Source organism: Streptomyces formicae, assembly GCF_002556545.1.
Taxonomy (GTDB): domain Bacteria; phylum Actinomycetota; class Actinomycetes; order Streptomycetales; family Streptomycetaceae; genus Streptomyces; species Streptomyces formicae_A.
On the sequence record NZ_CP022685.1, the window covers coordinates 4,773,397 to 4,799,384 of the forward strand.

Below are 25,988 nucleotides of genomic sequence, written 5' to 3' on the forward strand. Positions count from 1 at the left end.
CGTTTCACGTGAAACACGAGCGGGGGAGTCCCTGTGGCTCAGCCGTCCGAGCCGGAGATGAAGCCCCCTCCGCCGCCATGGCCGTTCCCGTTGTTCGCTCCGCCACCGGCCGGATCCTCGGTGGCAGTTGGTGTCCCACCGCCAGGGCCTCCGTCGGCGCCTCCGTCGGCACCGCCGTTCTCCGTACCGCCGTCGTGGTTGCAGTCCCAGTCGAGCGGATCGCAGGTGTCCCCGGGATCAGGCGACTCTGTAGGCGGTTTCGTGGTCTCGGACTGCGTGGGCGTCGGCTTCGTGGTCTCCTCCGGCTCCTTGGTCTCCGTCGGAGTGGGCGGCGGAGGCGGAGTCTCACCGACGACCTTGCCGATCGGCCCGGGCACGGGGAAGTTCTTGACGGGCGCGTTCTTGAGCGCCTCCGCCATGTAGTCCTGCCAGATCTGCGCGGGGAACGAGGCGCCGTGGATCTTCTTCTCGCCGCCCGTGCCGAACATCTCCAGGAATTCGCGCTTCTTGTTGTTCTCGTTGTCGTCGAGGCGGTACATGCTGACCGCCGTCGACAACTGCGGGGTGTAGCCGACGAACCAGGCGGACTTGTTGCCGTCGGTCGTACCCGTCTTGCCCGCGACCTGGCGCCCCGGCAGCTTGGCCGAGGTGCCGGTGCCCTTGTCCACGACCGTCCTCAGCACGTCGGTGACGTTGTCGGCGACCTCAGGGTCGAATGCCTGCTTGGTCTGCTTCTCGTGCTGGTAGACCGTGTTGCCCTCGTGCTTGACCTCCTTGACCGAGTACGGGTCGTTCTGCTTCCCGCTCGCCGCGAAGGTGGAGTAGGCACCGGCCATGCGGATCGCGCTCGGCGAGGAGGTACCGAGGGAGAAGGACGGGTAGGTGGCTCCGGCCATGGAGCTGTCGTCCTTGAGGCCGGCGTCCATCGCCGACTCCTTCACCTTGTCCAGACCGACGTCCATGCCGAGCTGCACGTAGGCGGAGTTGACCGACTCCCTCATCGCCTCGCGAAGGTCGATCTGATAGGTCGGCGGGTTGTAGTCCTGGTCACCGTCGTTCCGCTGGAGCCATTCCTTGCCGTCGCGGTCGGTCCAGACGTCACCGTTGTACTTCTGGATCTTGAGCTTGTTCTTGCCGCTGTACAGGCTCTTCGGGTTGACGATGGTGCGCTCGGACTCGCTCTGGACCTCTACGCCCTTCGGGTCGCGGACGCCGTACTTGAAGGCGGCGGCCAGCACGAAGGGCTTGTACGTCGAACCGACCTGGGCACCGGTCTGGTCGGCGTTGTTGGTGAAGTGCTTCGTCGCGTCCTCACCGCCGTAGATGGCCCTGATCGCGCCGTCCTTCGGGTCCACGGAGGCACCGCCGAACTGCACGTGCGTGTCCTTCTTGGGCCGCAGCTTCGTGTTGAGCTTCTCCTTGCGGACCTTGTTGACCGACTTCTCGAGCTCCTTGACCTTCTTCCGGTCGAAGGTCGTGTGGATCTCGTAGCCGCCCTGCTGGAGCTGATCGGCGGTGATGTTCGTGTTCTTGATGACGTACGCCTTGGCCAGGTCCACCAGGTAACCGGTCTGACCGGCCAGGTCGGCGTTCGACCGCGGGTTCTGGAGCTTGGGGAACGTCCGGTACTTGTCCCGCTCCGCGGCGGTCAGGCGGTTGTCCTTGACCTCCTCGTCGAGGATCCACGCCCACCGCTTCTTCGCGCGCGCGGTGTTGTCCTCCTTGCTCGCCGCGGGGTCGATCTCGGGGGAGCCGGCCGGGTCGTAGTAGGTCGCGCCCTTGAGCACCGTCGCGAGGAGCGCGCACTCGCTCGGGTCCAGCTCGCTGGCTTCCTTGTCGAAGTACGCCCGCGCCGCGGCCTGGATCCCGTAGGCACCGCGCCCGTAATAGGCGGTGTTGAGGTACCCCGCCATGATGTCTTCCTTGGAGACCGTGCGGCCGACCTTTATGGAGATGAAGAGCTCTTTGAACTTACGGGTGAACGTCTGCGACTGGTCACCCAGGCGCGCGTTCTTCACGTACTGCTGGGTGATGGTGGAGCCACCCTGGGTCTGCCCGCCCTTGGCCATGTTGACCAGGGCACGCGTGATGCCCATCGGGTCGACGCCCTTGTCCTTCTCGAACGTCTTGTTCTCCGCCGACATGACGGCGAAGCGCATTTCCTTGGGGATGTCGTCGTAGTCGATGATCTGGCGGTTGCGCTCACCGCCTGTCGCGACCATCTGCTTGCCGTCGCTCCAGTAGTAGACGTTGTTCTGGGCCTTGGCCGCCTTGTCGACCTCCGGCACCTGCACCAGCGCGTACGCGATGCCCGCGACGGCCATCAGGCTGCCGAGGAAGCCGATGAACATACCGGTGACCAGGCGCCACGACGGGACCCAGCGGCGCAGACCGTCCTTGTCCGCGCGCGGGTAGTCGATGAAGCGCTTCTTGCGGGGAGGCTCGGCGCCGCGGCCCCTGCCGCGTCCGGGCCCGCTGGAGCCACCGCCACCGCCACGGCGGCCGCCGCCACCGGAGCGGCCGCCGCCGGCGCCGTCGGGCGCCCTGCGTCGACTTCCGGCCGCACCACTGCGCTGTGCCGCGCGGCGGGCCTCGGCCCGGCCGCCATAAGGACGGTCCCCTTCATCCGACGTCCCGGATCCTTGCGATCCGTACGAGGAAGAGGGCGACCCCGTGGTGCCTCGCGGTGCCGCGCGGCGGCCCGACGACGCTCCTGGGGCGCCACGCCTGGCCGCGGCGCGTCCGCCGCCCTGAGGCTGCGGCGGTTTGCGACGGTGCTCGCTCATCGAACGATTACTCCTCGGGCAGGCGCAGCTGTCCACGCCTGGAAACGGCGGCTGATTTCCGGTCCCCCCGAAGTACGGATGCGCCCATTCCGGCACTCACCCGCACTGCACCGGGGACAACGACGCCCCCTGACGTCACGTGGTTCCCGGCGGTCTGCATGGCGCACAGACTACGCACCGTCAAAACCCTCGTAGAGCCGAAGTTCACCCCAAATCAGGCAAGTTACTTCCTACGAATCGGTGATGTGACGCCGTTCACCGTGCCCCCTCTTGTCTCAACCGGATCCCCGTTCTATCGTCTCGATGTATCGAGTCGATACATCAGCTCGGCATAAAGGCCGTACTGAGGGACTTGCGGCGGACGGGAGGCGACGATGAGCAGGCGCTCCGGCATCCTCGAGTTCGCCGTGCTCGGTCTGCTCCGCGAGTCCCCGATGCACGGCTATGAGCTGCGGAAACGACTCAATACGTCGCTGGGAGTGTTCCGCGCGTTCAGCTACGGAACGCTCTATCCCTGCCTCAAGACGCTGGTCGCCAACGGCTGGTTGATCGAAGAGTCGGGCAGCACGCCTGAAGACGCCCTCGCGGCTCCACTCGCAGGGCGTCGCGCCAAGATCGTCTATCGGTTGACGGCGGAAGGTAAGGAGCACTTCGAGGAGCTGCTCTCGCAGACCGGCCCCGACGCGTACGAGGACGAGCACTTCGCCGCCCGCTTCGCCTTCTTCGGGCAGACCTCGCGGGACGTACGCATGCGGGTGCTCGAGGGCCGACGCAGCCGTCTCGAAGAACGCCTGGAGAAGATGCGCGCCTCCCTGGCCCGTACCCGGGAGCGCCTGGACGACTACACGCTTGAGCTGCAGCGGCACGGCATGGAGTCCGTGGAGCGCGAAGTGCGCTGGCTGAACGAGCTCATCGAGAGCGAGCGGGCGGGGCGGGACCAACAGCGGTCCACCCCCCACGGCTCCGCTCAGCAGGACAGCACATCTGGGGAGTCGGCGGACCTGCCCCGGCGGCGGGACAACAACCCGCCGCCGGATCCGTCCGATGACCCCGCCAAGTAAGACCCAGCGTTCCGCAGGGTCTTATCCGGAATACCGAGATCACACAGGGAGCAACCGGAATGGGTTCGGTTCGCGTAGCCATTGTCGGCGTGGGCAACTGCGCCGCCTCGCTGGTCCAGGGCGTCGAGTACTACAAGGACGCCGACCCGGACACCAAGGTCCCGGGCCTGATGCACGTCCAGTTCGGCGACTACCACGTCGGTGATGTCGAGTTCGTCGCCGCCTTCGACGTCGACGCGAAGAAGGTCGGCCTCGACCTCGCGGACGCCATCGGCGCCAGCGAGAACAACACCATCAAGATCTGCGACGTGCCGAACTCCGGCGTGCAGGTCCAGCGTGGCCACACCCACGACGGTCTGGGCAAGTACTACCGCCAGACCATCGAGGAGTCCGCCGAGGCCCCGGTCGACGTCGTCCAGGTCCTCAAGGACAAGCAGGTCGACGTCCTCGTCTGCTACCTGCCCGTCGGTTCCGAGGCCGCGGCAAAGTTCTACGCCCAGTGCGCCATCGACGCCAAGGTCGCCTTCGTCAACGCTCTGCCGGTCTTCATCGCCGGTACCAAGGAGTGGGCGGACAAGTTCACCGAGGCGGGCGTCCCGATCGTCGGCGACGACATCAAGTCGCAGGTCGGCGCCACCATCACGCACCGTGTGATGGCGAAGCTGTTCGAGGACCGCGGTGTCCGTCTCGAGCGCACCATGCAGCTCAACGTCGGCGGCAACATGGACTTCAAGAACATGCTCGAGCGCGAGCGCCTCGAGTCCAAGAAGATCTCGAAGACGCAGGCCGTCACCTCGCAGATCCGCGACCGCGAGCTGGGCGAGAACAACGTCCACATCGGCCCGTCGGACTACGTCGCGTGGCTCGACGACCGCAAGTGGGCGTACGTCCGCCTCGAGGGCCGTGCCTTCGGTGACGTCCCGCTGAACCTGGAGTACAAGCTCGAGGTCTGGGACTCCCCGAACTCCGCCGGTGTCATCATCGACGCCCTGCGCGCCGCGAAGATCGCCAAGGACCGGGGCATCGGTGGCCCGATCCTCTCCGCGTCCTCGTACTTCATGAAGTCCCCGCCGGTGCAGTACTTCGACGACGAGGCCTACGAGAACGTCGAGAAGTTCATCAAGGGCGACGTCGAGCGCTAAACAGCTCTCTCCGTAGTCGCTTGTCGAGGGTCCCCGGGCATTACGCCCGGGGACCCTCCTCATATGTGAGGGTGTGCTCCATGGCTGTCGTCGGTGACCTGCGGATACTGCTGCGGCTGCGGAACTTCAGACGGCTGCTCGCCGTACGGCTGATCTCCCAGGGCGCGGACGGCGTCTACCAGGTCGCGCTCGCCACGTACGTGGTCTTCTCTCCGGAGAAGCAGGCATCCCCCGGAGCGATCGCCTCCGCGATGGCGGTGCTGTTGCTTCCCTACTCACTGATCGGCCCCTTCGCGGGCGTCCTCCTGGACCGCTGGCAGCGCCGACAGGTCTTCCTGTACGGCAACGTGCTGCGGGCCGCACTGGCCTCGGTGACCGCCGTGCTGATGCTGAGCGGCGTACCGGACTGGCTCTTCTACGTCTCCGCGCTGTGCGTCACGGCCGTCAACCGCTTCGTCCTCGCCGGACTCTCGGCCGCGCTGCCGCGGGTGGTGGACGCGGACCGCCTCGTCATCGCCAACTCCCTCTCGCCGACCGCGGGGACCCTCGCCGCGACGGCGGGCGGCGGACTCGCCTTCGTCGTGCGCCTGACCGGCTCGGACTCGGACGCGGCGGTGGTCCTCCTCGGATCCGCCCTGTACCTCTGCGCGGCGCTCGCCTCGCTCCGCATGGGCCGTGAACTGCTCGGCCCGGACCCGGAGCTGGTGCAGCCACGCCTCTGGGCCGCGCTCGCCGGAACCGCCCGCGGACTGACGGCGGGGGTGCGGCACCTGGCACAACGCCCGGCGGCCGCCCGCGCGCTGGCCGCGATGACGGTGATGCGGTTCTGCTACGGCGCCCTGACGGTCATGGTCCTGATGCTGTGCCGGTACGCCTGGTCGTCGACGGAGTCCGACGGGCTCGCGCTGCTCGGGCTCGCCGTGGGGATCTCCGGGGCCGGGTTCTTCGTGGCCGCCCTGGTGACGCCGTGGGCGGTGGGGCGGCTGGGAGCGGGCGGCTGGATCATCGCCTGTGCGGGTGCGGCGGCGGTCCTGGAACCGGCGCTCGGCCTCCCGTTCGCGCCCGTGCCGCTGCTCGTCGCCGCCTTCTTCCTCGGCCTGACGACCCAGGGCGCAAAGATCGCCACGGACACGGTGGTGCAGTCCTCGGTGGACGACGGCTTCCGCGGACGGATCTTTTCGGTCTACGACGTGCTGTTCAACGTCGCCTTCGTGGGCGCGGCGGCGGTGGCCGCGCTGCTGCTGCCGCCTGATGGACGGTCGGTTCCGCTGGTGGTCGGGGTGGCCGTGCTCTACGCGGCAATTACTGCGGCTATGGCCCGATTTAGCTTGCAGTAAGTGTCACATCAATGACACAGAGCCCCTCTGGGCTTCTTGGATGTCACCGCTCCCGGATAACTTACGGGCGTCGTATTCGCGCCATCGCGCTCTCGTTCGAGGGGGACCCCCAAAGTGACCACTCCGCCGCCCCAGGGCCAGAATCCGTACCCGCCCCAGGGTCAGAACCCGTATGGCCAGCCCCAGGGCGTCGCTCCGTACGGCCAGCAGGCCCCGGCGCCGTACCCGCCGCAGCAGGGCGCCCCGTACCCGCCCCAGCAGGGTGCGCCCTACCCGCCGCACCAGGGTGGTCCGGTCCCCCCGCCCGCGGCTCCTTCCCGCAAAGGCAGGAAGCTGCTCCTGCGCATCGGTGGCTTCATCCTGGTCGCGATCATCATCGGCGTCGTCAAGTGGCAGATGGGCAAGAGCGACGCCGAGACGATCTCGGTCGGTAGCTGCATGCACAACAACGGCACGCAGATATCGCCCGACCTCAAGGAAGTCGACTGCTCCTCCAGCGACTCCGAGTTCGAGGTCGTCGAGAAGTTCGACAACACCAGCGACAGCAACAAGTGCGAGGCCGTCAAGACCTCCGAGATCGCCTATTACCAGCAGGGCAAGGGTCACAACGTCGTGCTCTGCCTGAAGAAGGCCAAGTAGGCCCAGTCGGCCTGATAGGCCGAGCAGAAGACGACCGAGGGGCGCTGTTCACGGTTTCACGTGAAACAGCGCCCCTCGGCGCATTCAAGATTGGCTTGTTTCACGTGAAACAACGGAACAAGCCACTGTCAGAACAAGCCATCGCCCGGCTCAGTCCTGCTCGGCCCACCACTCCTTGAGCGCCGCCACCGCGGCGTCCCGTTCCATCGGACCGTTCTCGAGGCGCAGTTCCAGCAGGAACTTGTAGGCCTTGCCGATCACGGGCCCGGGGCGCACGCCCAGGATCTCCATGATGTCGTTGCCGTCGAGGTCGGGCCGGATCGAGTCCAGCTCCTCCTGCTCCTGGAGGCGGGCGATGCGCTCCTCCAGGCCGTCGTACGCGCGCGACAGGGCATTCGCCTTGCGCTTGTTGCGCGTCGTGCAGTCGGAGCGGGTCAGCTTGTGCAGTCGGTTGAGGAGCGGGCCCGCGTCCCGCACATAGCGGCGTACCGCCGAATCCGTCCACTCTCCCGTGCCGTAGCCGTGGAAGCGCAGGTGCAGCTCGACCAGACGCGAGACGTCCTTCACGAGCTCGTTGGAGTACTTGAGCGCCGTCATGCGCTTCTTGACCATCTTGGCGCCGACCACCTCGTGGTGGTGGAACGAGACCCGGCCGTCGTCCTCGAAGCGCCGCGTCTTCGGCTTGCCGATGTCGTGCAGCAGCGCCGCGATGCGCAGCGTCAGGTCGGGACCTTCGGTCTCCAGCGCCATCGCCTGCTCCAGGACGATCAGCGAGTGGTCGTAGACGTCCTTGTGGCGGTGGTGCTCGTCCCGCTCCAGGCGCAGCGCGGGAAGCTCGGGCAGGACCCGGTCGGCCAGGCCCGTGTCGACGAGGAGGGCAAGGCCCTCGCGCGGGTGTGCGGAGAGGATCAACTTGTTCAGCTCGTCCCGCACCCGCTCCGCGGAGACGATCTCGATGCGCTCGGCCATCGCCTTCATGGCCGCGACGACCTCGGGGGCCACCTCGAAGTCCAGCTGCGCGGCGAAGCGCGCGGCCCGCATCATCCGCAGCGGATCGTCCGAGAAGGACTCCTCGGGCGTCCCCGGGGTCCGCAGAACCCGCTCGGAAAGGTCGTCGAGACCACCGTGCGGGTCGATGAACTCCTTCTCGGGGAGCGCCACGGCCATCGCGTTCACGGTGAAGTCACGGCGTACGAGGTCTTCCTCGATGGATTCGCCGTAGGACACCTCGGGCTTGCGCGAGGTCCTGTCGTACGCCTCGGAGCGGTACGTCGTGACCTCGATCTGGTAACCCTCCTTCTGGCAGCCGACCGTGCCGAAGGCGATCCCGACCTCCCAGACCGCGTCGGCCCACGGACGCACGATCTTCAGTACGTCCTCGGGGCGGGCGTCGGTGGTGAAGTCCAGATCATTGCCGAGCCGGCCCAGCAGGGCATCCCTGACCGAGCCACCGACCAGGGCGAGGGCGAAACCCGCCTCCTGGAAACGGCGGGCGAGATCGTCCGCGACAGGGGACACACGCAGCAGCTCGGTGACCGCGCGGCGCTGCACCTGGCTCAGTGCGCTGGGATTGTCTTCATTGGCGTTCGGCACAACAGAAAAGGGTACGTGCCCCGGACGCCAGGGGCCGACCCGTATTCCCGCGGGGCCTCGGGAGGCCCCTCACTCCCGCCCCGGCCAGTTCTTCGGATCACGTGGAGCAGTCCGCGGCACTTCGCCACAGCGCGCATCGTTACCATGCGTGGACGCAGGAACCGAGAACCATCGATGAAGCCGACGACGACGAGGAACGGGCGAACGCGTGGCCGAGGCGGCAGACATCCCGGGGACAAGCCCCTCACCTGCCCGCCGGTGGCTGCGGCGCACCGCAGCACTGCTGGTGGGTACCCCTTTGCTGGCCGGACTCCTGCACGTACCGGCAGGACCCGCCGCGCACGCCGCCGTACCGAGAGCGACGAAGACCGCCGCCACCGGCTCCAACACCGTCGACGTGTCGCTGGACGCGCTGACCCCCACCGTTCCCGGTGAGGACGACACGCTCACGGTCTCCGGCACGGTCACCAACGACAGCAAGCAGACGGTGACCAAGGCCGAGGTCGGACTGCGTCTGGGACCGACCCTGAACAGCCGGAGCTCGATCGATGGCGCCGCCAAGCGCAAGGGATACGTGCCGGGCTCCGACGGCAGCGAGGTCGGCGGCAAGTACGTCGAGAAGTTCGCCAAGCTGGCGCCCGGCGTCCGGCAGGACTTCAGCATCTCCATCCCGGTCAAGGAGCTGAACCTCGGCGCCGACGGCGTCTACCAGCTGGGCGTCGCGGTCACCGGCCAGTCCTCCGCGCAGCCCTACCCGCAGGTGCTCGGCTTCGAGCGCACCTTCCTGCCGTGGCAGCCCGACGCCACCGACACGAAGACGAAGACGACGTATCTGTGGCCGCTCATCTCCAAGACCCACCTCACCGCCGAGACGGGCTCCGACGAGCAGCAGACGCCGGTCTTCAAGGACGACGGCCTGGCCAAGGAGATCGCTCCCGGCGGACGCCTGGAACAGCTCGTGTCGCTGGGCCGCGAGCTCGACGTCACGTGGGTCATCGACCCGGACCTGCTGGCCTCCGTGGAGGCCATGACGAAGAACTACCGGATCCGGACCAAGGACGGTAAGTCCACCGTCGCGGGCAAGCACCAGGCGGCCGCCAACCAGTGGCTCAACGACCTCGGAGACGCGGTCAAGGGCCAGAAGGTCGTCGCCCTGCCCTTCGCCGACCCCGACCTCGCGTCCCTCGCCCACACCGGCAAGGCCGTCACGGGCTCGCTGGGCCGCCTCAAGGAGGCCACCGAGGTCGGCGCGAAGGCGGTGGACGCCATCCTCCAGGTGAAGCCGAGCACCGACTTCACGTGGCCCGCGGACGGCGCGATCGACCCCTCCATCGTCGATGTCGCCACCTCGGCGGGCGCCCACTCCGTGATCGCCCGCAGCGACAGCCTCCGCGAGACCGGGGGCCTTCCGTACACGCCCAACGCCGCCCGTCCCATCGGCGGCGGCACGACGGCGGTAGTGGCCGACGCACGGCTCTCGACCGCCTTCGAGGGCGACATGACGGGCGCCGAGCGCTCCACGCTCGCCGTGCAGGGGTTCCTCGCCCAGAGCCTGATGATCACGATGCAGGATCCGGAGAAGCAGCGCAGCATCGTCGTCGCGCCCCAGCGCATGCCGTCCGTCAGCCAGGCCCAGGCCATGGCGAAGGCACTGAAGGCCCTCGGCGAGGGACGCTGGTCACAGCCCCAGGGCCTGGCCGCGGCCGCGAAGGCGAAGCCGGACCCGAGCGCCACGACCCGGGTCCCGTCGGCCGGCGCGTACCCGGCGGCACTGCGCAAGCAGGAGCTGCCGCAGTCGGCCTTCGAGTCCATCCAGAGCACCCAGAGCATGCTCGAGCGGTTCCAGGTGATCCTCACCGAGAAGGACCGGGTGGTCACGCCGTTCGGGAGGGCCATAGACCGTGAGATGGCGACCGCCTGGCGCGGCCGTCCGGGCGAGGCGAAGGCCTACCGCGAAGGCGTCACGGCCTACCTGACCACGCTCACCGAGCAGGTGACGCTGATCAAGAAGTCCGACGCGAAGCTGTCCGGGCGCAGCGCCACGATCCCGGTGTCGGTGCAGAACAACCTGGTGCAGGGCGTCGACCACCTGGTGCTGCGCCTGACCTCCATGAACCCCACCCGTCTGAAGATCGGCGACGGGCCGTACGAAGAGCACCCGATCAAGATCTCGGGAGGCCACTCCCAGTCGGTCAAGTTCACGACCAACGCCAACGCCAACGGTCCGGTTCCGGTCTACGCCCAGCTCTTCACTGAGGACGGCGAGCCGTACGGCGACGCGGTCCGCTTCGAAGTCAACGTCACCGAGATCACCCTCACGGTGATGCTCGTCATCGCCGGTGGCCTCCTGCTGCTCGTGCTCGCCGGATTCCGCATGTACACCCAGCGCAAGCGCGCGGCCCGGAAACGCGCTCTGGAGGGGCCCGACGAGGGCCCCGAGGGCGAATCCGGCACCGAGTCCGGGGAAGACGACCCCGAGCAGCCGAGTGACCCGACGCCGGACACCGCTCCTGAAAGCACCGACCCGTCGGACACGGGTGAGAGAGTGGACCGTTGAGCGATGTCGTGGCCGGTGGGCCCGGGGACGATGAGGTGGGGTAACCATGAACGCGCCGTACGACGGTGACCGTGGCCAGGGCGCGGGCGGCTCCGCCTCGCCCGGAGGCCCGCCTCCCGGCTCGCCCGAGCACGGGCAGGTGCCACCGCAGCCAGCGCCGGACATGTACCTCCAGGACGCCTATGACCAGGATCCCTACCGGGCTCAGGACCTCTCGGCCCAGGACCCAGTGAACGAGGCGCTCTACGACCGCGCGGCGCACCCACCGCCGCCGCCCGGCACCTACCAGCAACAGCAGCCGCTGTACGCCCAGCCGCCCACGTCGCAGCACGCCCCCGACCCGCGCGTATGGGCCCAGACCCCGGCCCCCGAGCCGGAGGGCCCCACCCGCCACCTCCCGTACGGCGACGACGCCAGGACGACCCAGTTCGTGGGCGTCGACGACCTGGTCACCCAGGCCGGCGAGGAGCACCACGAGCCGGACGCCTTCGCCCACCTCTTCCGTGACCAGCAGCCCGGCGGCTACCGGAGCCAGCAGGCGCCCTACCAGCAGGACGCGTACCCACAGGGCGGGTACCAGCAGGAGGGGTACCAGCAGGCCGCCTATCAGCAGGACGGCTACCAGCAAGGCGGCTATCCCCAGGGCAACGGCTATCAGCAGGGCGGCGGATACCAGCAGGGCGAGAGCTACTCCCAGGGCAACGGGTACCAGCAGGGCAACGGCTATCAGCAGCCGGTCGACGGCGTCTATCCGCCCGCCGACCAGCCGGTGGTCCCGGCCCCCGCGGCCGCCCCCGCCCCGACTCCCGCTCCCGCGCCGCCCGCCAAGTCGGGCGGCCGCGCGTCGAGCCTGCTGAAGTCCAGCGCCGTCATGGCGGCGGGCACGCTCGTCTCGCGCCTCACCGGCTTCATCCGTTCCGCCCTGATCGTCTCGGCGCTCGGCGTCGGCCTGCTCGGTGACACCTTCCAGGTCGTCTACCAGATCCCGACGATGATCTACATCCTCACCGTCGGTGGTGGCCTCAACTCCGTGTTCGTACCGCAGCTGGTGCGTTCCATGAAGGAGGACGAGGACGGCGGCGAGGCCTACGCCAACCGCCTGCTGACCCTCGTCATGGTGGCGCTCGGCGTGCTCACCGCCCTGGGCATCGTCCTCGCCCCGCAACTGGTCCGGCTGATGTCCGTACCGGTCGCCAACGACCCGGCGGCCACCGAGGTCGGCACCACCCTGCTCCGCTACTTCCTGCCCTCGATCTTCTTCATGGGCGTCCACGTGGTGATGGGGCAGATCCTCAACGCACGCGGCAAGTTCGGCGCGATGATGTGGACGCCGGTCCTCAACAACGTCGTCATCATCTTCACGCTCGGCATGTTCATCTGGGTGTACGGGTCGTCGGCGGAATCCGGCATGTCCGTCAACAGCATCCCGCCGCAGGCCGAGAAGCTCCTCGGCATCGGCATCCTGCTCGGTCTCGTCGTCCAGGCCCTGGCGATGATCCCGTACCTCCGGGAGACCGGCTTCAGGCTGCGCCCGCGCTTCGACTGGAAGGGCCACGGCCTGGGCAAGGCCGCCAAGCTCGCGAAGTGGACCATCCTCTTCGTGCTGGCCAACCAGGCGGGCGCCCTCGTCGTCACCCAGCTGGCGACCGCGGCCACCACCAACCTGCCGTCGACCAGCGGCATCGGCTTCGCGGCCTACGCGAACGCCCAGCTCATCTGGGGCCTGCCGCAGGCCATCATCACGGTCTCCCTGATGGCGGCCCTGCTGCCCCGGCTCTCCCGGTCCGCGCAGGACGGGGACACCGGTTCGGTACGCGACGACATCTCGCAGGGCCTGCGCACGACGGCCGTGGCCATCGTCCCCATCTCCTTCGGGTTCGTCGCACTCGGCATCCCGATGTGCACCCTGATCTTCGGCTCCTCGGGCAGCGCCCAGGCCACGAACATGGGCTTCATGCTGATGGCCTTCGGCCTCGGCCTGATCCCCTACTCCGTGCAGTACGTCGTGCTGCGCGCGTTCTACGCCTACGAGGACACCCGGACGCCCTTCTACAACACGGTCATCGTCGCCGTCGTCAACGCCGCCGCGTCCGCCGCCTGCTACATGCTGCTGCCCACCCGCTGGGCGGTCACCGGCATGGCGGCCGTCTACGGACTCGCGTACGCGACCGGCGTCGGCATCGCCTGGCGCCGACTGCGCAAGCGGCTCGGCGGCGACCTGGACGGCGCCCATGTGATGCGCACCTACGCCCGTCTCGCGATCGCCGCGCTGCCCGCTGCGCTCCTTGGCGGCGGAGCCGCTTACGCGGTCACCCAGGGGCTCGGACAGGGCGTCCTCGGGTCACTCGCGGCACTGATCGCGGGCGGTGCGGTACTGCTCGGCGTCTTCTTCATCGCCGCGAAGCGCATGCGGATCGCGGAGCTCAACTCGATGGTCGGTATGGTCCGCGGACGTCTCGGTCGCTGAGATGGAGAGGTTCGCACAACCATCGTCGGCCACCGTGTGTCGTGCATAGCACCGGACTGTGGGCACAATTGGCTTTGGCGTCTGACGAAGCGCAACGGATGGGGAGGCAGGAACGACGGTGGCGGAACGGAGCACGGCTGCCGTCGACGTGGCAGACAACAGCGGCGATGAGCCGCTGACCGCCAAGGCGGAGCAGGCCACGGCCGACGGGGTGGCCCAGACCCGGGAGCGGGACACGGCAGCAGACGAAGACGTGGCGGAGAACGACGAGCCCACGAGCCGCGGGGCCTCCTCACCCCCGGAACTGCACAGCGGCCACAAGCTGGCCAGACGCTATCGGCTCGAGGAGTGCGTCACCCGTCTGGACGGTTTCAGCAGCTGGCGTGCGGTGGACGAGAAGCTCCGCCGAGCGGTCGGCGTGCACCTCCTGCCCGCCGATCATCCGCGGGCCCGTTCGGTCCTCGCGGCGGCCCGGTCCTCGGCGCTGCTGGGTGATCCGCGCTTCGTGCAGGTCCTGGACGCGGTCGAGGAGAACGACCTCGTCTACGTGGTCCACGAGTGGCTGCCGGACGCCACGGAGCTGACCGCGGTCCTCGCGGCAGGCCCGCTGGAGGCGCACGACGCGTACCAGCTCGTCACCCAGACCTCCCAGGCGATGGCCGCGGCGCACCGCGAGGGGCTCGCGCATCTGCGGCTGACGCCCAGCGCCGTGCTTCGCACCTCGACCGGGCAGTACCGCATCCGCGGTCTCGCGGTGAACGCCGCGCTGCGCGGCATCAGCTCCGACACCCCCCAGCGCACCGACACCGAAGCGATCGGCGCCCTGCTGTACGCGTCGCTGACGCAGCGCTGGCCCTACGAGGACGACGCGTACGGCCTCTCCGGGCTTCCCAAGGGCGTCGGGCTCATCGCCCCCGACCAGGTGCGCGCGGGCGTGCACCGCGGCCTCTCCGAGCTCGCCATGCGCGCGCTCGTCAACGACGGTGCGACCGCGTCACGCCAGGAACCTCCGTGCACGACTCCGGAGGAGCTGGTGAAGGCCATCGGCGAGATGCCCCGCATCCGCCCGCCGGAGCCCACCTTCACCGCGCCGCCCGAGTACCAGCGCACGACCTACCAGCAGGGCACGTACGGCCGTCCTGCCGCCCACCCCGGCGTCACGCAGCCCGTGCCGGCTCCGCCGCCCCCGCTCCAGAGCCGGACCGGCAGGGCGCTCAAGTGGGCCGTGTCCGCGTTGCTCATCGCGGCCCTCGGTCTGGGCAGCTGGCAGTTGGCGGACGCCCTGATGGACCGCGAGAACTCCAGCGAGCCGGGTTCCTCGGAGACCTCGGGGGGCGGCGACAAGGGCGAGTCCAAGTCCGCAAAGAACCTGACCGTCAAGGACGCCAGGGAGCTCGTCGTCGAGAACCGCACGCAGGACCCGGACAAGGTCGGCGGCACGTACGACGGGAACGACGCCACGCTGTGGCGCACCAAGACGTACAACGACGGCCCCGAACTCGCTCCGTACAAGCCCGGTGTCGGTATCGTCTACGACCTCGGCTCGGAGCAGGAGGTGTCCGCCGCGTCGATCGGCGTGCTGTACGGCGGTCCCCACACGTCGGCCACGCTGTACTCCGCGGATTCGCTGTCGCCCTCGACGCCGGTCTCTTCGATGAAGAAGATCGGCACGGGTACGACGTCGGGGACGACCCTGAAGATCAAGGCCGGCAAGAAGCCGGTGAAGTCCCGCTACGTGCTGCTCTGGATGACGGCGGTACCGAAGTCGGCGACCGACGGCTACTACAGTGCGGGCTTCAAACAGGCCATCAAGGACGTGAAGTTCACGGGCTGAAGGACCGGTTCGACAAGGCTCGCCGGGGGGAGGGGTTCCAGGTGGACGGCACCGAGCACGGTGACATGAGCGACCAGGACCTCCTCGCCTGCCATGTGGACGGCGACAAGGACGCCTTCGGCGAGCTCGTGCGGCGCCATCGCGACCGGCTGTGGGCCGTGGCGCTGCGCACCCTGGGCGACCGCGAGGAGGCCGCCGACGCGGTCCAGGACGCGCTCGTCTCGGCCTATCGCGCGGCACACACCTTCCGGGGCCAGTCCGCCGTGACGACCTGGCTGCACCGCATCACCGTGAACGCGTGCCTCGACCGGGCGCGGAAGGCCGCCTCCCGCAAGACCTCCCCGATCGACGACACCGAGCGCCTCGAGCAGCTCCTGGAGCCCGAGGAATCGGCCGCCGCGCCCGTGGAGCGCGGCGATCTGCACCGGGAGCTCCTGGAGGCGCTGGGCACCCTGCCCCACGACCAGCGCGCGGCACTCGTCCTCGTCGACATGCAGGGCTATCCGGTGGCCGAGGCAGCCCGCGTCCTCGACGTCCCCACCGGCACGGTCAAGAGCCGCTGCGCGCGGGGCAGAGCCAGACTGCTGCCGCTCCTCACCCATCTGCGGACGGAGATTCCCACGCGGAACGGGGAAGGGGACGGCGACACAGGCGAAAGCAAGAAGCCGGGCTCAGGGCGGAACCGGACGCAGGGGACATCCGTCCCACCGGCAGCAGGGCCACGGGATGCGGGACCAAGCGATTCAGCTGCTGTGAAGGGCGGAGGTGGGCGAGCGTGACAACCACGACCGAATCGGCCGGGCACCCGGAAGTCACGGAGATCTCGGATCTGACCGAGGGCCTTCTCTCCCCGTCGCGTACGAGTGATGTACGGCGGCATCTGGACGGCTGCGAGCTCTGCGCCGACGTCTACGCCTCCCTGGAGGAGATCCGCGGCATGCTCGGCACGCTGCCGGGTCCCCCGCGCATGCCCGCAGACATCGCCGGGCGCATCGACGCGGCCCTGGCGGCGGAGGCCCTGCTGGATTCCACTTCGCCCGATGCCCCCTTCGCGTCAACGGAGGCGGAGGCAGAGGGAGAGGCGACAGAGGCAGAGACAGAGGCGGTCGTAGCGGAACCCGGATCGACCCCCGCAGCCAGCACCTCAGCCACCGCCCCTTCGCACACCGCGCGTGTTTCACGTGAAACATCGCCCGCGTCGGCATCGCGAGCATCCAGCGACCGTCCGGCGGGACATGCCCGTGTGGCGACCGGTCCGGGGCGTGGCGGGCGGCTGCGGGGCACGCGTCGACGCACCACTGTGCTCGGTGCCGTCTTCACGGCAGCCGCCATCGGGATCGGCTCCCTGCTGGTGTACAGCCTGAGTGACGATTCCGGTGGGTCCACCGATACGACGGCGGGCCGACGGACCTCGGCCAGCTCCTTCGCCGACGAGAAGCTCAAGGGCAGGGTCGCCGAGCTCCTCGCCAAGAACTCGGTCGAGAGCCCGGGGAAGAGCTCCGGGAAGACCGACGGTTCCAAGCCCTCCTTCGACACCCGCTCCAGTCCGGAGTCCCCCAAGTCGAAGACCCCGCTGAGCGCTGCCACCATCGACGTTCCGACGTGCGTTCAGCGCGGGATCGGTGAGGGCACGCCGCTCGCAGCCGAGGAAGGCACCTACGAGGGCAAGAAGGCCTACCTCGTCGTGATGCCTCATCCCACGGACGCCACCAAGGTGTCCGCTTACGTCGTCGACGCCGCCTGCGTGGGCAAGTCCTCGCCGTCCAAGGGCAAGGTTCTGACGGAGCACTCCTACCCTCAGGGCTGATCTCGCGGAGGGATTTTCCCGGGCCGGTTCACGGGCCCGGAACGCTGCTGCCAGGAGCCTTGTGGTGCATGGCACTCTCCCGTTCTGACACGCTTCCGTGCGCTCGGACACGTCGGGGAATGCATGCCCCGTAGGATCCGTTGGGTGGGGTGAGAGTCCTGATACGGACACCCGCCAGCACTACGCAGCAGTCCCCAGAGACGAGGAATCAAGCCGTGACCGACGTCCGTAACGTGATCATCATCGGCTCCGGGCCCGCCGGCTACACGGCGGCGCTCTACACCGCGCGCGCGTCGCTGAAGCCGCTGGTGTTCGAGGGCGCCGTCACCGCGGGCGGTGCGCTGATGAACACCACCGAGGTGGAGAACTTCCCGGGCTTCCAGGACGGCGTCATGGGCCCCGACCTCATGGACAACATGCGCGCCCAGGCCGAGCGCTTCGGTGCCGAGCTCGTGCCCGACGATGTCGTCGCCGTGGACCTGAGCGGCGAGATCAAGACCGTGACGGACACCGCGGGCACCGTGCACCGCGCGAAGGCCGTCATCGTCACGACCGGCTCTCAGCACCGCAAGCTCGGCCTGCCGAACGAGGACGCCCTCTCCGGACGCGGTGTCTCCTGGTGCGCCACCTGCGACGGCTTCTTCTTCAAGGACCAGGACATCGCCGTGATCGGCGGCGGCGACACCGCGATGGAGGAGGCCACCTTCCTCTCGCGCTTCGCCAAGTCCGTGACGATCGTGCACCGCCGCGACAGCCTGCGCGCCTCCAAGGCGATGCAGGAGCGCGCCTTCGCCGACCCGAAGATCAAGTTCATCTGGGACAACGAGGTCGCTGAGATCAAGGGCGACCAGAAGCTCTCCGGGCTGACCCTGCGCAACCTGAAGACGGGTGAGACGTCCGAGCTGCCGGTGACCGGCCTGTTCATCGCGATCGGCCACGACCCGCGTACGGAGCTCTTCAAGGGTCAGCTCGAGCTGGACGACGAGGGCTACCTCAAGGTCGATGCGCCCTCGACCCGGACGAACCTGACCGGTGTCTTCGGCGCCGGTGACGTCGTCGACCACACCTACCGTCAGGCGATCACGGCGGCCGGCACCGGCTGCTCCGCCGCTCTCGACGCCGAGCGCTTCCTCGCCGCTCTCGCCGACAGCGAGACCGCGACCGCCACCGTCTGACCCCCCTCTTCCCCACCGCACCAAGCTAAGGAGACTGCCGTGGCCGGCACCCTGAAGAACGTGACCGACGCTTCCTTCGACGAGGACGTCCTGAAGAACGACAAGCCCGTCCTGGTGGACTTCTGGGCCGCCTGGTGCGGACCGTGCCGTCAGATCGCGCCGTCGCTCGAGGCGATCGCCGCCGAGTACGGCGACAAGATCGAGATCGTCAAGCTCAACATCGACGAGAACCCGGGCACGGCCGCCAAGTACGGCGTCATGTCGATCCCGACCCTGAACGTGTACCAGGGTGGAGAGGTCGCCAAGACCATCGTCGGTGCCAAGCCGAAGGCCGCGATCGTTCGCGACCTGGAGGACTTCATCGCCGAGTAGTCAGTGGCGATGTTTCACGTGAAACACGAATGGACCAGTCCCCGCGGGGGCTGGTCCATTCGTCGTTCCGGAGTTAGAGAGGACGCAGTGCGGGTTCCTTCTGCACCGCGCCCAGCAGCCGGTCGAGCGCCAACTCGACGTCTTCCTTCCAGGAGATCGTCGTCCGCAGCTCAAGCCTCAACCGGGGATAGGCCGGGTGCGGGCGGACCGTCTTGAACCCCACGGCCAGGAGGTGTTCCGCGGGCAGGAGACATGCTGGCTTCTCCCAGCGCGCGTCGCCGAACGCCTCGATCGCCTTGACTCCTCGTCGCAGCAGATCCTTCGCCACGGTCTGCACGATGACGCGTCCGAGTCCTTGGCCCTGGTAGCCGGGCATGATCCACGCGGTGATGAGCTGGACGGCGTCCGAGGACACGGGGCTCGTGGGGAAGGCCGTGGAGCGCGGGACGTAGGCCGGTGGCGCGTAGAGCACGAAGCCCACCGGCACATCGTCGACGTAGACGACCCGGCCGCAGGATCCCCACTCCAACAGGACGGCGGAGATCCACGCCTCCTTCTCCAGCTCCGGCGTTCCGGCCTTTACCGCAGCTTGGCCGCTGACCGGGTCGAGCTCCCAGAAGACGCACGCACGGCAACGGTTGGGGAGGTCCGGGAGGTTGTCCAGCGTGAGCGGTACGAGCCGACGCCCCATGAAGGCAGTTCCTCACTTCCTTCGCCCGCCGCGCTGCGGGCGGCTGTCAGAGCACTGTGCTCCTTGAGCAAGCTGCCGACGAACCCGCCGACCGCTCCCAGCCCCAGGCCCGCGGTCATCAGTCCGGTGCGGCTCATCGTTCGCATGGCCCCCGCCTCCCCAATGAGGTGCCGTCAGGTGGATGCGCCATACCCGAACGCATCGTATCCACGATGCGATTGCATCGATACCGTGAGAAAGCAAAGAGCGGGCCGTGTTCCGGTACACACCGGACACGGCCCGCTCTCGCAGTGCGGGTGGCTGGGGACCAGGCCCCTGCCGTCCTAGGAGGCCTGCTCCTCGGAGTCCTCTACGGAGCCGCTCGGAAGGACCGGGCCCTCGCCCGGGGCGAGCGAGCTGAGGATGCGCTCCAGGTCCTCGAGAGAGGCGAAGTCGACGACGATCTTGCCCTTCTTCTGACCCAGGTCCACCCTCACCCGAGTTTCGAAGCGGTCCGAGAGCCGGGTCGCCAGGTCGCTGAGAGCAGGCGACAGGCGAGTGCCCGCACGCGGTCCCTTGGCCTTCGGAGCACTCTGCGGACGCGACCCCATGAGGGTCACGATCTCCTCCACAGCGCGCACCGAGAGGCCCTCGGCCACGATCCGGTGGGCGAGCCGATCCTGCTCCTCCGAGTCGTCGACGGAGAGCAGAGCACGGGCGTGTCCCGCGGAGAGCACTCCGGCGGCCACCCGACGCTGGACCGCGGGAGAGAGCTTCAGCAGACGCAGCGTGTTGGAGACCTGCGGGCGGGATCGGCCGATCCGGTCCGCCAACTGGTCGTGCGTGCAGTTGAAGTCCTTGAGCAGCTGGTCGTAGGCAGCGGCCTCTTCCAGCGGGTTCAGCTGGGCGCGGTGCAGGTTCTCGAGCAGCGCGTCCAGGAGGAGCTTCTCGTCGTCCGTGGCCCGCACGATCGCCGGGATGCGCTCCAGGCCCGCCTCACGGCAGGCCCGCCAGCGACGCTCACCCATGATGAGCTCGTAGCGCGCCGGTCCCAATTGCCGTACGACGACCGGCTGGAGAAGGCCGACCTCCTTGATGGAGGTCACCAGCTCGGCGAGGGCGTCCTCGTCGAACACCTCACGCGGCTGCCGGGGGTTGGGCTTGATGGAGTCCAGCGGCAGCTCCGCGAAGTACGCACCCGCCACGGGCTGGTTCTCCGGCGTCTGGACCGGTTCACTCACCGGCTCCGCCGTTTCATGTGAAACGGTGCTCTGCGGGAGTGCCGCCACCTTCGCGGCCGCCACGCCTCGCTCGGCGGTCAATACCGGAACCGCCGAGGGAGAGGTCGAGGCGCCGCCCGCCGGCTGGGGGACCTGCTTCTCCGTCGGGGCTGCAGGAATCAGGGCTCCGAGGCCCCGCCCCAGCCCTCTGCGTCGCTCGCTCACTGCATCCCCTCCGTCATGCTCTGCTGGTCGTTCTGAACGCCCGCGTGGGCGTGTTGGACGTCGTACCGCACGCCGACTCCGCGCAGCGCGATCTCTCGCGCCGCTTCGAAGTAGGACAGGGCGCCACTCGATCCCGGGTCGTAGGTGAGCACCGTCTGTCCGTAGCTCGGCGCTTCGGAGATACGTACCGACCGCGGGATGCTCGTCCGCAGAACCTCGTCACCGAAGTGATTGCGGACCTCGTCCGCCACTTGGGAGGCGAGTCGGGTCCTGCCGTCGTACATGGTGAGCAGGATCGTCGACACGTGCAGGTTGGGGTTGAGGTGACCCCGCACCAGGTCGACGTTGCGCAGGAGCTGACCGAGGCCCTCCAGTGCGTAGTACTCGCACTGAATGGGGATCAGCACCTCCGCACCGGCAACCAGGGCGTTGACCGTCAGCAGACCCAGCGACGGCGGGCAGTCGATGAGGATGTAGTCCAACGGCTGCTCGTACGCCTGGATGGCCCGCTGCAGTCGACTCTCACGAGCCACCAGCGACACCAGCTCGATCTCCGCACCGGCGAGATCGATGGTGGCGGGGGCGCAGAAGAGTCCCTCGACATCGGGCACCGGCTGAACAACCTCGGAGAGCGGCTTGCTCTCGACCAAGACGTCGTAGATGGACGGCACTTCGGCGTGATGGTCGATACCGAGAGCCGTGGAGGCGTTGCCCTGCGGGTCCAGGTCGATCACCAGGACGCGTGCGCCGTGCAGAGCGAGCGAAGCGGCGAGATTGACGGTCGTCGTCGTCTTGCCCACTCCGCCCTTCTGGTTGGCGACCACCATGACGCGTGTCTGCTCCGGGCGCGGCAGGCCTTCGCCTGCACGGCCCAGGGCTTCCACCGCCAGTTGGGCAGCACGACCGATGGGTGTGTCGTCCATCGGGGTCGGTGTTTCACGTGAAACATCCTCCCCCGCCGACTCGGTACGGGGACCGGGGACCGGATCGGTCATCGGTCCCGCGATGTTGGCGTCGGACCGCAAGGATTCACTCTCCTCGACATCAGGCTCGCAATGAACAGAGCCTCCCATGCTTTCGGGATCGTGAACCAGCGAGGCCCGGTCTTCTGTGGACGAATCCACCTCTGTGGACAACTCCGTCCCCTTATCGAGGGAACCGAGTGGCCGACGGTCGCGAGGTTCCGCAGCGCGGCCGCGACTGATGATGCCATGCAGCAGTGAGCGACGTTTCACGTGAAACACGATGCCAATAGCTAGACCTTTTTGTCCGCAACACTCCGATTAGAGGCATTTCCGTAACCAGATCAGCCACCCTTGCACGCGGCAAATCAAAGAGGCGCCCCCCATTCGGTGGGGGCGCCTCTTTGATTTCTGCCGTACGACACCGTCAGCGACGGCGGCGAGCCCGTCCCGTACGCGCGGCCTTGGCCCGCTTCGCCGCGAAGCGGACACCACCGGGGCTCTCGCCGACCTCGACCCGTACGACCGTGGACTGCGGATCGACCACACCCTCGCCGACGTGCAGGACCGAAGTGTCCACCGCGCCGAGCTTGCTCAGGGCGGCCCCTGCCGCCTTGACCTCTTCCTCGGCGGTGTCGCCCTTGAGGAGAAGCATCTCTCCGTACGGACGGAGCAGGGGGACACCCCAGGCCGCCAGGCGGTCCAGCGGAGCCACGGCTCGCGCGGTCACCACATGGACGGGCGGCAGCTTCCCCAGGACCTCTTCGGCACGACCGCGCACGACCGTCACATGATCGAGGCCGAGCAGCTCGACGACCTCGGTGAGGAAGTTCGTGCGCCGCAGCAGGGGTTCGAGGAGCGTGATCTTCAGATCGGGGCGGACGAGAGCGAGCGGGATTCCGGGCAGTCCGGCGCCGGAGCCCACATCGCACACCGTGACGCCCTCGGGCACCACCTCGGACAGCACCGCGCAGTTCAGCAGGTGCCGCTCCCACAGCCGGGGCACTTCACGAGGCCCAATCAGACCGCGCTGCACTCCGGCATCGGCCAGCAGTTCCGCGTACCGGACCGCGTCCGCGTAGCGATCGCCGAATACCGTGCGCGCCTCCTCGGGCGCCGGGGGGAGCTCCGCTGCCTCCGTCACGGGGACCGTCCTTCCGTACCGCACTGGTGTGGCTGACTATCAGGCTGACAAAGATCGGCCCCGCCTGCGAACAGACGGGGCCGGAAGAACGCTGTACCGATCAGGCGGGGAGAACGACGACGAAGCGCTGCGGCTCCTCGCCCTCGGACTCGCTGCGCAGGCCGGCGGCCTTGACCGCGTCATGCACGACCTTGCGCTCGAACGGCGTCATCGGATCGAGCTTGGCCGGCTCGCCGGAGCTCTTCACCTCGGCCGCGGCCTTGGCGCCCAGCTCGGAGAGCTCCTCGCGCTTCTTGGCGCGGTAGCCCGCGATGTCCAGCATCAGGCGGCTGCGGTCGCCCGTCTCGCGGTGCACGGCGAGACGCGTGAGCTCCTGGAGCGCCTCCAGGACCTCGCCGTCACGGCCGACCAGCTTCTGCAGGTCGCGGCTGCCGCTGTCGCTGATGATCGAGACAGCGGCGCGGTCGGCCTCGACGTCCATGTCGATGTCGCCGTCGAGATCGGCGATGTCCAGCAGACCCTCGAGGTAGTCCGCCGCGATCTCGCCCTCCTGCTCGAGGCGGGTGAGAGTGTCGCCGGCCTCAGCTGCGGCGGAGGTGGTGGTGCCTTCCGTCACGGGATGGACTCCTTCTACTTCTTGGAGGACGGGTGCTTGGGGCGCTGCTGGCCCTTGCGCTGCTGTCCCGACTTGGCTCGGCTGCGCTGACCGGCGGCGGGCTTGTTGCCCTGCTTGTTGTCACCGGCCTGCTTGGTGTTGGGGGCGGCGTCCGCGGGCTCCTCGTCGGACTTCTCCAGCGAGGTCTTCGCATCGTCCGAAGGAGCGTCGTCCTTGGCCGCGCCCTGGCCCGTGGCGGACTGGCGCTTGGCCTTGCTCTGACGCTTCGGCTGCTGACGCTTGGGGGCGCCACCGGCGGGCGTGCCGTCCTCGGTCTCCGTGGCGACGGCGGACTCGCTCTCCACCACGGTGCCGTCGGCCTGGGCCGCGAGGCCCGCCTTCGTCAGACCGTTGATGAACTTCCGCTCGAACTCGTTGCGGTCCCGGCCCTTGGCGACGATCGCCTTGATGACGTTCGTGTTGCCGCGGCCCCGCACCTTCTTGGTGTGCCCGATCTGCTTCTGCAGGCGCTCGAGGAAGGCGGCCTGGGCCTTGGAGCCGGGGGTGGGGTTCCGTCGGATGACGAACATCTGCTGGCCCATGGTCCACACGTTGGTGGTCAGCCAGTAGACGAGGACACCGACGGGGAAGTTGATGCCGAACACGGCGAACATGACCGGGAAGACGTACATCAGCATCTTCTGCTGCTGCATGAACGGCGTCTTGACCGTGGTGTCGACGTTCTTCGTCATCAGCTGGCGCTGCGTGAAGAACTGCGAGGCCGACATCAGGACGATCATGACCGCGGTGACGACCCGGACGTCCGTCAGGGTGGCGCCGAGGGAGGCGACCTTGTCGGCACCGTCGGTGAACTTCGCGGCCAGCGGGGCACCGACGATGTGCGCCTTACGCGCGCTCTCCAGGAGCTGATCGTCGATGACGCCGATCGTCTTGCCCGTCGCGATGCCGTTGAGCACGTGGTACAGGGCGAAGAAGAACGGTGACTGCGCCAGGATGGGAAGGCACGAGGAGAGCGGGTTGGTACCCGACTCCTTGTACAGCTTCATCATCTCTTCGGACTGGCGCTGCTTGTCGCTCTTGTAGCGCTCCTGGATCTTCTTCATCTCGGGCTGCAGCGTCTGCATCGCCCGAGTGGCCTTGATCTGCTTCACGAAGAGCGGGATCAGGCAGATCCGGATCAGGATCACCAGGGACACGATGGACAGGCCCCAGGCCCAGCCCGTGTCGGGACCGAAGATCTTCCCGTACACCGAGTGGAACTGGACGATGACCCACGAGACTGGTGTGGTGATAAAGCTGAAGAGACTGGCAATCGTGTCCACTAATCAAGCTCCTTGAGCATGGGACGGGGTCTCGGTCTCGGCGGCCGGAGCCGGGGTGGGGTTCCCGGTCGGCGTGCCAGCGGCGGAGTGCCCGCCCTTGCGTTCGCGCCAGGCAGCGCGCAGCATCTCGTGCCACCGCGGACGCTTGCGCGGCGGAACATGATCGACACCGCCCAGCGACCACGGATTGCACCGCAGGATGCGCCAGGCGGTGAGCGCCGTTCCCTTGATCGCACCGTGCCGGTCGATGGCCAGGTAGCCGTAGCGGGAACACGATGGGTAGTACTTGCACACCGGGCCCAGGAGCGGACTGATCGTCCACTGGTACAGCTTGATCAGAGCCAGCAGCGGGTACTTCATCGCGCGCCCCCTCCCAGCAGCCGCTGCAGGGCGGCATCCAGGTCTCGGGCCAGCTGTGCATGGTCGGCGTCGCCCGAACCGGGCAGCGCTCGTACGACTACCAGGCTACCGGGGGGCAACGAGGCCAGCCGATCGCGCATCAAGTGGCGAAGTCTGCGCTTCACCACGTTACGAACGACCGCGCCGCCCACTGCCTTGCTGACGACGAAACCCGCACGTGTCGGGGGAATGGTCTCCCCAGGCACGTGCGGGTCCGTTGCGCCGCTGCGTAGATGGACGACGAGAAGCGGGCGTCCGGCCCGGCGTCCTCGGCGTACCGCGGTCGCGAAGTCTTCGCGCCGCCTCAGCCGATGCTCGGTAGGCAGCACGACGTCATGACCTGACTGAGATCAGGCGGAAAGGCTGGCGCGACCCTTGCCACGACGGTTCGCGAGGATCGCGCGACCGGCACGGGTACGCATCCGCAGGCGGAAGCCGTGGGTCTTGGCACGACGACGGTTGTTCGGCTGGAAGGTGCGCTTGCTCACTCGGGGGCTCCAGAAATGATCGTGTGGTGGCGGGACATCGCCTGGCTGTCACCGTGCGCCCACGAGAAGCTCGCGTATACGCACCGAGTGCACCGCTTCACAATCACAGATCGTGATCTTTGCCCATCGGAGGCAGGCGGCAGCAGCCATCGACAACTCGACCTGGTCACGG

The 25,988-nt window shown here is 68.2% G+C and carries 22 protein-coding genes; 11 read left to right on the forward strand and 11 right to left on the reverse strand.

Features of this window, described 5'->3' with window-relative positions:
• Positions 1–38: 38 nt before the first annotated feature.
• On the reverse strand, positions 39–2,786 hold the full coding sequence (locus KY5_RS20500; RefSeq protein WP_098243618.1) for a transglycosylase domain-containing protein: 2,748 nt from the start codon (positions 2,784–2,786) through the stop codon (positions 39–41).
• Between the two features lie 374 nt (positions 2,787–3,160).
• On the opposite strand from KY5_RS20500, the gene KY5_RS20505 reads away from it, so the two are divergent.
• The 4 genes from KY5_RS20505 to KY5_RS20520 all read left to right on the forward strand — a co-directional run bounded on the left by KY5_RS20505 (position 3,161) and on the right by KY5_RS20520 (position 6,965).
• Positions 3,161–3,847, forward strand: a complete 687-nt coding sequence (locus KY5_RS20505; RefSeq protein ID WP_098243619.1) for a PadR family transcriptional regulator — start codon at positions 3,161–3,163, stop codon at positions 3,845–3,847.
• Between the two features lie 59 nt (positions 3,848–3,906).
• Positions 3,907–4,989 (forward strand): inositol-3-phosphate synthase, encoded by a 1,083-nt coding sequence (locus KY5_RS20510; protein WP_098243620.1) that lies wholly within the window; start codon positions 3,907–3,909, stop codon positions 4,987–4,989.
• An 80-nt stretch (positions 4,990–5,069) separates the two neighbouring features.
• Positions 5,070–6,326 (forward strand): MFS transporter, encoded by a 1,257-nt coding sequence (locus KY5_RS20515; protein WP_098243621.1) that lies wholly within the window; start codon positions 5,070–5,072, stop codon positions 6,324–6,326.
• Positions 6,327–6,440: 114 nt separating this feature from the next.
• Positions 6,441–6,965 (forward strand): LppU/SCO3897 family protein, encoded by a 525-nt coding sequence (locus KY5_RS20520; RefSeq protein ID WP_098243622.1) that lies wholly within the window; start codon positions 6,441–6,443, stop codon positions 6,963–6,965.
• A gap of 150 nt (positions 6,966–7,115) precedes the next feature.
• Here KY5_RS20520 and KY5_RS20525 read toward each other — a convergent pair whose 3' ends face one another.
• Positions 7,116–8,558 carry a CCA tRNA nucleotidyltransferase gene (locus KY5_RS20525; protein ID WP_098243623.1) on the reverse strand — a complete coding sequence of 481 codons (1,443 nt, stop codon included), beginning with the start codon at positions 8,556–8,558 and terminating at the stop codon, positions 7,116–7,118.
• 208 nt (positions 8,559–8,766) lie between these two features.
• On the opposite strand from KY5_RS20525, the gene KY5_RS20530 reads away from it, so the two are divergent.
• The 7 genes from KY5_RS20530 to trxA all read left to right on the forward strand — a co-directional run bounded on the left by KY5_RS20530 (position 8,767) and on the right by trxA (position 18,770).
• Complete coding sequence (locus tag KY5_RS20530) at positions 8,767–11,115, forward strand: DUF6049 family protein (RefSeq protein WP_098243624.1); 2,349 nt, start codon at positions 8,767–8,769, stop codon at positions 11,113–11,115.
• A 46-nt stretch (positions 11,116–11,161) separates the two neighbouring features.
• Positions 11,162–13,582, forward strand: a complete 2,421-nt coding sequence (gene murJ, locus KY5_RS20535) for a murein biosynthesis integral membrane protein MurJ (protein WP_098243625.1) — start codon at positions 11,162–11,164, stop codon at positions 13,580–13,582.
• Positions 13,583–13,700: 118 nt separating this feature from the next.
• The gene (locus KY5_RS20540) at positions 13,701–15,416 is read left to right on the forward strand and encodes a protein kinase family protein (RefSeq protein WP_098243626.1); all 1,716 of its coding nucleotides are present in this window, start codon (positions 13,701–13,703) and stop codon (positions 15,414–15,416) included.
• A gap of 41 nt (positions 15,417–15,457) precedes the next feature.
• Positions 15,458–16,195 carry an RNA polymerase sigma factor SigM gene (gene sigM, locus KY5_RS20545; protein WP_098243627.1) on the forward strand — a complete coding sequence of 246 codons (738 nt, stop codon included), beginning with the start codon at positions 15,458–15,460 and terminating at the stop codon, positions 16,193–16,195.
• Positions 16,192–17,223, forward strand: a complete 1,032-nt coding sequence (locus KY5_RS20550; RefSeq protein WP_098243628.1) for an anti-sigma factor family protein — start codon at positions 16,192–16,194, stop codon at positions 17,221–17,223. The genes sigM and KY5_RS20550 overlap by 4 nt, the downstream gene beginning before the upstream one ends.
• Before the next feature lie 215 nt (positions 17,224–17,438).
• Positions 17,439–18,398: a thioredoxin-disulfide reductase gene (gene trxB / locus KY5_RS20555; protein ID WP_098243629.1), complete on the forward strand. Its 960-nt coding sequence runs from the start codon at positions 17,439–17,441 to the stop codon at positions 18,396–18,398.
• A gap of 39 nt (positions 18,399–18,437) precedes the next feature.
• Complete coding sequence (gene trxA / locus KY5_RS20560) at positions 18,438–18,770, forward strand: thioredoxin (RefSeq protein WP_055544620.1); 333 nt, start codon at positions 18,438–18,440, stop codon at positions 18,768–18,770.
• A gap of 73 nt (positions 18,771–18,843) precedes the next feature.
• On the opposite strand, the gene KY5_RS20565 is transcribed toward trxA, so the two are convergent.
• The 9 genes from KY5_RS20565 to rpmH all read right to left on the reverse strand — a co-directional run bounded on the left by KY5_RS20565 (position 18,844) and on the right by rpmH (position 25,816).
• On the reverse strand, positions 18,844–19,461 hold the full coding sequence (locus KY5_RS20565; RefSeq protein WP_098243630.1) for a GNAT family N-acetyltransferase: 618 nt from the start codon (positions 19,459–19,461) through the stop codon (positions 18,844–18,846).
• Positions 19,462–19,784: 323 nt separating this feature from the next.
• Entirely contained in the window at positions 19,785–20,885 is a 1,101-nt protein-coding gene (locus tag KY5_RS20570) for a ParB/RepB/Spo0J family partition protein (RefSeq protein WP_098243631.1), read from the reverse strand.
• Positions 20,882–21,958 (reverse strand): ParA family protein, encoded by a 1,077-nt coding sequence (locus tag KY5_RS20575; RefSeq protein ID WP_098243632.1) that lies wholly within the window; start codon positions 21,956–21,958, stop codon positions 20,882–20,884. The genes KY5_RS20570 and KY5_RS20575 overlap by 4 nt, the downstream gene beginning before the upstream one ends.
• Before the next feature lie 316 nt (positions 21,959–22,274).
• The gene (rsmG, locus tag KY5_RS20580; protein WP_098243633.1) at positions 22,275–22,991 is read right to left on the reverse strand and encodes a 16S rRNA (guanine(527)-N(7))-methyltransferase RsmG; all 717 of its coding nucleotides are present in this window, start codon (positions 22,989–22,991) and stop codon (positions 22,275–22,277) included.
• 100 nt (positions 22,992–23,091) lie between these two features.
• On the reverse strand, positions 23,092–23,607 hold the full coding sequence (locus KY5_RS20585) for a protein jag (RefSeq protein ID WP_098243634.1): 516 nt from the start codon (positions 23,605–23,607) through the stop codon (positions 23,092–23,094).
• A 14-nt stretch (positions 23,608–23,621) separates the two neighbouring features.
• The gene (gene yidC, locus KY5_RS20590; protein WP_098243635.1) at positions 23,622–24,929 is read right to left on the reverse strand and encodes a membrane protein insertase YidC; all 1,308 of its coding nucleotides are present in this window, start codon (positions 24,927–24,929) and stop codon (positions 23,622–23,624) included.
• A 3-nt stretch (positions 24,930–24,932) separates the two neighbouring features.
• Positions 24,933–25,289: a membrane protein insertion efficiency factor YidD gene (gene yidD / locus KY5_RS20595; protein WP_098243636.1), complete on the reverse strand. Its 357-nt coding sequence runs from the start codon at positions 25,287–25,289 to the stop codon at positions 24,933–24,935.
• Positions 25,286–25,657: a ribonuclease P protein component gene (gene rnpA, locus KY5_RS20600; RefSeq protein ID WP_079043244.1), complete on the reverse strand. Its 372-nt coding sequence runs from the start codon at positions 25,655–25,657 to the stop codon at positions 25,286–25,288. The genes yidD and rnpA overlap by 4 nt, the downstream gene beginning before the upstream one ends.
• Positions 25,658–25,678: 21 nt before the next feature.
• Complete coding sequence (gene rpmH, locus KY5_RS20605; protein WP_006381191.1) at positions 25,679–25,816, reverse strand: 50S ribosomal protein L34; 138 nt, start codon at positions 25,814–25,816, stop codon at positions 25,679–25,681.
• Positions 25,817–25,988 lie beyond the last annotated feature (172 nt).

Excerpts from the sequence above, each read along its gene's own strand:
- KY5_RS20510 (WP_098243620.1), top strand. The coding sequence starts at position 3,907 with ATGGGTTCGGTTCGCGTAGCCATTGTCGGCGTGGGCAACTGCGCCGCC.
- KY5_RS20515 (WP_098243621.1), top strand. The coding sequence starts at position 5,070 with ATGGCTGTCGTCGGTGACCTGCGGATACTGCTGCGGCTGCGGAACTTC.
- yidD (WP_098243636.1), bottom strand. The coding sequence starts at position 25,289 with ATGAAGTACCCGCTGCTGGCTCTGATCAAGCTGTACCAGTGGACGATC.
- KY5_RS20565 (WP_098243630.1), bottom strand. The coding sequence starts at position 19,461 with ATGGGGCGTCGGCTCGTACCGCTCACGCTGGACAACCTCCCGGACCTC.
- murJ (WP_098243625.1), top strand. The coding sequence starts at position 11,162 with ATGAACGCGCCGTACGACGGTGACCGTGGCCAGGGCGCGGGCGGCTCC.
- KY5_RS20575 (WP_098243632.1), bottom strand. The coding sequence starts at position 21,958 with ATGGGAGGCTCTGTTCATTGCGAGCCTGATGTCGAGGAGAGTGAATCC.
- KY5_RS20505 (WP_098243619.1), top strand. The coding sequence starts at position 3,161 with ATGAGCAGGCGCTCCGGCATCCTCGAGTTCGCCGTGCTCGGTCTGCTC.
- KY5_RS20500 (WP_098243618.1), bottom strand. The coding sequence starts at position 2,786 with ATGAGCGAGCACCGTCGCAAACCGCCGCAGCCTCAGGGCGGCGGACGC.